The sequence below is a fragment of the Micromonospora phytophila genome, assembly GCF_023656545.1.
Lineage (GTDB): Bacteria > Actinomycetota > Actinomycetes > Mycobacteriales > Micromonosporaceae > Micromonospora > Micromonospora phytophila.
This window is the reverse complement of sequence record NZ_JAMOKF010000332.1, coordinates 1-5,808: the sequence shown is the minus strand read 5'-3', so window position 1 is coordinate 5,808 and position 5,808 is coordinate 1. Positions and strand designations below refer to the sequence as shown.

Genomic DNA, 5,808 nt, shown 5'->3' with positions numbered 1-5,808 from the left:
GCGCCGCTCCCGGCACCGCCACCGGGCCGCTCCGGCGCGGCCGGGTCGACCTGGTGATCCAGCTCGGTGCGGACCGGCCGGCCGCCCTGCTGGCCGCCGCCCACGCCCAGCGCCGCCAGGCGCACCTGCTGATCGGCCTCCGGGAGGGCGTGCCGGTGGTCGGGCCGCTGGTACGCCCACCCGTCGGTCCCTGCCTGAACTGCCTCGACCTGCACCGTACGGACCGCGACCCGGACTGGCCGGCGCTGGCCGCCCAGCTCGCGACCGACGCCGCGGAGCAGGCGTGCACGGCCACGACGCTTCTCGCCGCCGTGGCGTACGCGGTCGCGGAGGCGCTGGCCCACCTCGACGGGGGCACCCCGGAGACCCTCGGCTGCGCCGTGGAGGTCGCCGGGGCGGGCCGGTTCCGCCGCCGGGTCTGGCCCCCGCACCCGGCGTGCGGATGCTCCCGACGGCGGCGTTGACCAGGTGCCATGGCGGCGGTGACGACCGCCGGTCGGGGACGGCGGTGACCGCCCCGGCGCGCCTTCCGAGCGGGTGATGGCACCGAGCCCGGCGGCAGAGCAGCAGCGGGGCCTCCGAGTCGGTAACAATGACCGGGTGACCGACATCCCGCGCCGGGCCGTGTCCCGGACCGCCAAGCTCGCCGCTCTGCCGCTCGGCTTCGCCGGTCGGACCGTCCTCGGCATGGGTAAGCGCGTCACCGGAATGGCCTCGGACGTGATCTCCGCGGAGATCCAGCAGCGCACCGCCGAGCAGCTCTTCAGCGTGTTGGGCCAGCTCAAGGGCGGTGCCATGAAGTTCGGGCAGGCGCTGTCGGTCTTCGAGGCGGCCCTGCCCGAGGAGATCGCCGCCCCCTATCGGCAGGCGCTGACCAAGCTCCAGGAGGCGGCGCCGCCGCTGCCCGTGGCGAGCGTGCACAAGGTGCTCACCGAGCAGATCGGCCCGGACTGGCGGGACCGGTTCGTGGAGTTCAACGACACCCCGGCCGCCGCCGCCAGCATCGGCCAGGTGCACCGCGCGGTGTGGCGGGAGCCGGGTTACGGCCCCTCCGGCGCGCCGAACACCCGGGACGTCGCCGTCAAGATCCAGTACCCGGGCGCGGGCGAGGCCCTGCTCGCCGACCTCAAGCAGCTCTCCCGGCTCGGCGGGATGTTCCGGGCGATCCAGCCCGGCCTGGACGTGAAGCCCCTGCTGGTCGAACTCCGCGAACGGATCACCGAGGAACTCGACTACGAGCTGGAGGCCGAGTCGCAGCGCGCCTTCGCCGCCGCGTACGCCGGCGACCCGGAGATCTACGTCCCGGCGGTGCTCTCCGCGTCGCCCCGGGTCCTGATCACCGAGTGGGTCGAGGGCATCCCGCTCGCGGACATCATCCGCGAGGGCACCGAGGAGCAGCGCGACGAGGCCGGTCGCCTGATGGCCACCCTGCACCTCTCGGCGCCGATGCGGGCCGGGCTGCTGCACGCCGACCCGCACCCCGGCAACTTCCGGCTGCTGCCGGACGGCCGGCTGGGCGTGATCGACTTCGGGGCGGTGGCCCGGATGCCGGAGGGCACGCCCGAGCCGATCGGCCGGATCGCCGCGCTGGCACTGCGCGGCGACGCGGACGAGGTGGTGGCGGGCCTGCGGGAGGAGGGTTTCGTCAGCCCCACCGAGCCGGTCGATGCCCCGGCGGTGCTCGACTTCCTCCGTCCGATGCTGGAACCGATCGCGGCTGAGGAGTTCCGGTTCACCCGGGCCTGGCTGCGCGGCGAGGCGGCCCGGCTGGCGAGCCCTCGCTCCCCCGCCTACCAGTTGAGCCGGCAGCTCAACCTGCCGCCGTCGTACCTGCTCATCCACCGGGTGACGCTGGGTTCGATCGGCGTGCTCTGCCAACTGGAGGCGAAGGCGCCGTACCGGGGCATCCTGGAGCGCTGGCTGCCCGGCTTCGCCCCGGTGCCCTGATCCGCCCCGCCCGCGACGGCGAGTAGGGGCGACGACGGAGGTCGGTGCCGGGAGAGTTCCGGGCGACATGCGCCGCGGGGGGCGCGGCCGATTCCGGCCGCCGCCCCCCGCGATGTGTGCGATCTAGAGAACGCCCAGGTCACGAGCCGATCGGGTACGGCTGTTCATCGCGACGGTACGGGCGGAACGGGTTGCCTCAGTGCTCGTGGTGGGACGACCGGCCTGAGGCCGGCGCATTCGAGCCCGGGACAACGCTTCGTGGAGTAGTTGCATCTCGAAAGCTCCGTTCGGAACGTGCAGCATGGTCGTCAGCTCTCTCTGTGCCGGTGTGACACCGGCGTGGTTGGTACGGATCGGGAACATGTCAGGCCGCCAGCCGGACCGCGTTGCGCGACTCGGACAGCCCACTGGCCGCCAGTCGCGCCTCGGCCTCGACCCGGAGCGCCGCGTCGCGGGCCAGGTCCTCCTTGCGCGGACGGCCACGGGGCCGCTTGCGCGGGACGACCGCGCCACGCTCGAAGATCTCGCCGCCCCAGACGCCCCAGGGCTCGGCCCGCTCCACCGCCCCGGCCAGGCACTCGACGCGCAGCGGGCAGTCCCCGCAGAGCGACTTGGCCAGCTCGAGCTCGGCGGGCGAGTCGGAGAACCACAGGTCGGGGTCGAACTTCCGGCAGGGCAGGTTCGCCTCCAGCTCGACGCTCAGGTCGAGTGGGGCCAACGCCAGACTCATCGCCCGGTCACCTCTCTCTCACACTTCGATCTCGTGGATCGCAATTCCGAATACTTCGGCGGGGCCAAAAAAACTGAGGCCGCGGATCCCGGTATGCGGGTTCCGCGGCCTCGAGGTGAGCCGGTGGTCTGTGATCAGACCGGTCTACCTCGAGGTGGAACGCCGCGGACATCCAGCCGCTTCTTGGCGACGCCGATGCCCATGCCCGTGAAGCCACTGGTCCGCTCGACTCCGGTGGGCGCGACGGTCAGGTTCAGCTCGGCCTGAACCTGGGCCTGGTGCACCTGCGGAGCCGACGGTCGAGCGGCAAGGGCCACCCGGACAGTCGACAGCGGAGCGAAGGCAGCTGGCATCGCCGCCGGACGCTCATAGGTGAAGATCTCCACGGGTGCCACCTCCCTCACGTTCCTCGTGCCGACTCGGTCTCAACCCCCGTGAGCAGCCGGAATGGCGCCGCTCGCGAGGTGTGTCCTGAGGCTATTCCTCGCCGCAGGGCGAGGGCAAACGATTTACGGCCAGATTTAGAAAGTTTTCTGCGGGCAGACGTCGTCGACCGCCGCACCACCCACCAACGCCAGCACCGCCTCGCCGTAGAGGCCGAGTTTCCGGGGCCCGATGCCGGCGATGGCGATCAGCTCCTCCGACCGCCCGGGACGTCGTTCGGCCAGCGCGACCAGGGTGGCGTCGGTGAAGACGACGTAGGCCGGGACCTTCTGCGCGCCGGCCACCCGCAGCCGCCACTCGCACAGCCGCTCGTGCAGCTCCTCGTCGATGTCCGACGGGCAGGTGGGGCAGCGGCCGAGCTTGCGGTCCGGCCCGGCGAGCAGGGTGGCGCCGCAGATCCGGCAGGAGACGATCTGGGTCCGCCGGCGTTCCGGCTTGCGCGCCGGCCCGGGGCCGGCCCGCTCCGCCCCGCCGGAGCGGTCCAGCTGGGGCAGGAACCGTGACGGCCGCCGGGCCCGTCCGCCCGGGGAACGGGCCGAGGCGTACGACAGCCAGAGCCATTCCCGGGCGCGGGTGATGCCGACGTAGAGCAGCCGCCGCTCCTCCTCCACCTGCTCGGCCGTCCTGGCGTACGTGGTGGGCAGGGTGCCCTCGGAGAGTCCGACCAGGAAGACCGCGTCCCACTCCAGGCCCTTCGCCGAGTGCAGGGACGCGAGGGTCACCCCGTCGACGGTCGGCACGTGCTGCTGGGTGGCCCGGCGGGCCAGTTCGTCGTTGAAGTCGGCGAGGGTGGCCGGGCGCTCGACCGAGGCGGCGGGGGAGATCGGGACCACCTCCGGCGTGGCCGCGTACTCCTCGGCGAGCTGGACCAGGGCGGCGAGCGCCTCCCAGCGCTCCCGCACGGCGCCGCCGGCCGGGGGGGCGTCGGGGGCCCAGCCGACGGCGGAGAGCGCCTCGACCACGGCGGTGCGCAGCGGGGTCTCGCCCGGGATCGAGCGGGTGGCGGCCCGCAGCGCGACCATCGCCTGGCGCACCTCCGTCCGCTCGAAGAACCGCTCCGCCCCCTGCACCACGTACGGCACCTGCGCCTCGGTCAGCGCCTTCTCGTACGCCTCGGACTGCGCGTTGGTGCGGAACAGCACGGCGATCTCCCGGGCCGGGGTGCCGGCGTCGACCAGCGCGCGGCAACGCGTGGCGACCGCGTTGGCCTCGGCCGGCTCGTCGGTGAAGATCCGCAGCTCCGGTTCCGCGCCGGGCGGGCGCTGGCCGACCAGTTCCAGGCGCAGCCGCGCCTCGGCGCCCCGGGCCTGCGAGATCACCGCGTTGGCCAGCCCGACGACCTGCGGGGTGGAGCGGTAGTCGCGGACCAGCCGGACCACCGTCGCGCCGCGGTGCCGGCGGGGGAAGTCGACCAGGTACGACGAGGTGGCCCCGGTGAAGGAGTAGATCGTCTGGCTGGCGTCGCCGACGACGGTCAGGTCGTCGCGCCCGCCCAGCCACGCCTCCAGCAGCCGTTGCTGGAGCGGGTTGACGTCCTGGTACTCGTCGACCACGAAGTGCCGGTACTGGGCGCGCACCTGCTCGGCGACGTCGCGGTGCTCCTCGATGCCCCAGACCGCGGCGCGCAGCATGTCCTCGAAGTCGATGACGCCGTTGGACCGCTTGAGCCGCTCGTACGCGGCGAAGACGTCGGCGACCTTGGCCGGCTCGTGCGAGGTGTCCCGCAGCGCCTTGGCCGCGGCGACCACGTACTCGGCGGGCTCCACCAGCGACGACTTGGCCCACTCGATCTCACCGGCGAGGTCCCGCGCGGCCGCCCGGTCGGTACGCAGACCGACCTTGGCCGCGGCGAGGGTGACCAGCCGGACCTTGCTGTCCAACAGCTCGGGCATGGCCCGCCCCTGAAGCAGCCGGGGGGCGAAGTAGCGCACCTGGCGCAGCGCGGCCGCGTGGAAGGTGCGCGCCTGCACACCCTGCACCCCGAGCACGGTGAGCCGGGATCGCATCTCCGCGGCGGCCCGGGCGGTGAAGGTGACCGCGAGGACGTGCCGCGCGGAGATCTCCCCGGAGAGCGCCCGATGGGCGATCCGGGAGGTGACGGCCCGGGTCTTGCCGGTGCCGGCGCCAGCGAGGATGCAGACCGGGCCGGCTGGGGCGGTCACCGCCGAACGCTGCTCCGGGTCGAGCCCGGCGAGCACGCGTACGGACGCTGAGTGAACCTCCACAGCCAGGGATTGTCTCAGCTTCGTCCGGTGTTGCAGCAGTTAGCCTTGGCTTGATCGGCAAGCCGCCCGCGGACCGTTGGAGGATCTGACCATGTTGACGATGTATTCCACCCCCTGGTGCGGCTACTGCCACCGGCTGAAGTCGCAGCTCGACCGGGAGGGCATCGGGTACGAGGTGGTCGACATCGAGCAGGACACGAAGGCCGCGGAGTTCGTGATGAGCGTCAACGGCGGCAACCAGACCGTCCCGACGCTGCGCTTCGCCGACGGCAGCGCCCTGACCAACCCCTCGATCATTCAGGTCAAGCAGCACCTGGCCGACCTGGCCGCCTGACCAGCGCCACCGCCGAGAGCGGCCGCCCCCACCGGGGCCGGCCGCTCTCGGCTTTTCCGCCCGGGCCGGCCCGCCGGTCAGGGTCACCGGCCGCGCCGCCGGCGGACCGGTTGCGGCGCCCCCACGCT

At 73.2% G+C, this 5,808-nt stretch carries 6 protein-coding genes; 3 read left to right on the top strand and 3 right to left on the bottom strand.

All coding sequences use genetic code 11. The features are described 5' to 3' along the window. Positions 1-464, top strand: a 464-nt coding sequence (locus NCC78_RS26515) for a TOMM precursor leader peptide-binding protein (RefSeq protein ID WP_250797876.1), incomplete at its 5' end; no start/stop codon positions are given. Positions 465-600: 136 nt separating this feature from the next. Further along, positions 601-1,947, top strand: coding sequence for an ABC1 kinase family protein (locus NCC78_RS26510; protein ID WP_250797875.1), 1,347 nt, complete (start codon positions 601-603; stop codon positions 1,945-1,947). A gap of 364 nt (positions 1,948-2,311) precedes the next feature. On the opposite strand, the gene NCC78_RS26505 is transcribed toward NCC78_RS26510, so the two are convergent. From NCC78_RS26505 to NCC78_RS26495, 3 genes are all read right to left on the bottom strand, one after another. Further along, the gene (locus tag NCC78_RS26505) at positions 2,312-2,677 is read right to left on the bottom strand and encodes a WhiB family transcriptional regulator (RefSeq protein ID WP_250797874.1); all 366 of its coding nucleotides are present in this window, start codon (positions 2,675-2,677) and stop codon (positions 2,312-2,314) included. A 134-nt stretch (positions 2,678-2,811) separates the two neighbouring features. Continuing rightward, positions 2,812-3,063, bottom strand: coding sequence for a hypothetical protein (locus NCC78_RS26500; RefSeq protein ID WP_250797872.1), 252 nt, complete (start codon positions 3,061-3,063; stop codon positions 2,812-2,814). 135 nt (positions 3,064-3,198) lie between these two features. Continuing rightward, positions 3,199-5,346, bottom strand: a complete 2,148-nt coding sequence (locus NCC78_RS26495; RefSeq protein WP_250797870.1) for an ATP-dependent DNA helicase UvrD2 — start codon at positions 5,344-5,346, stop codon at positions 3,199-3,201. Positions 5,347-5,437: 91 nt separating this feature from the next. Here NCC78_RS26495 and NCC78_RS26490 point away from each other — a divergent pair, with 91 nt between their 5' ends. Beyond that, positions 5,438-5,680 carry a mycoredoxin gene (locus NCC78_RS26490; protein ID WP_250797869.1) on the top strand — a complete coding sequence of 81 codons (243 nt, stop codon included), beginning with the start codon at positions 5,438-5,440 and terminating at the stop codon, positions 5,678-5,680. The last annotated feature ends 128 nt before the right edge of the window (positions 5,681-5,808 follow it).

What these genes read in the sequence shown, in the direction of transcription:
- NCC78_RS26490 (WP_250797869.1), top strand. Translation starts at nt 5,438, where the DNA reads ATGTTGACGATGTATTCCACCCCCTGGTGCGGCTACTGCCACCGGCTG.
- NCC78_RS26505 (WP_250797874.1), bottom strand. Translation starts at nt 2,677, where the DNA reads ATGAGTCTGGCGTTGGCCCCACTCGACCTGAGCGTCGAGCTGGAGGCG.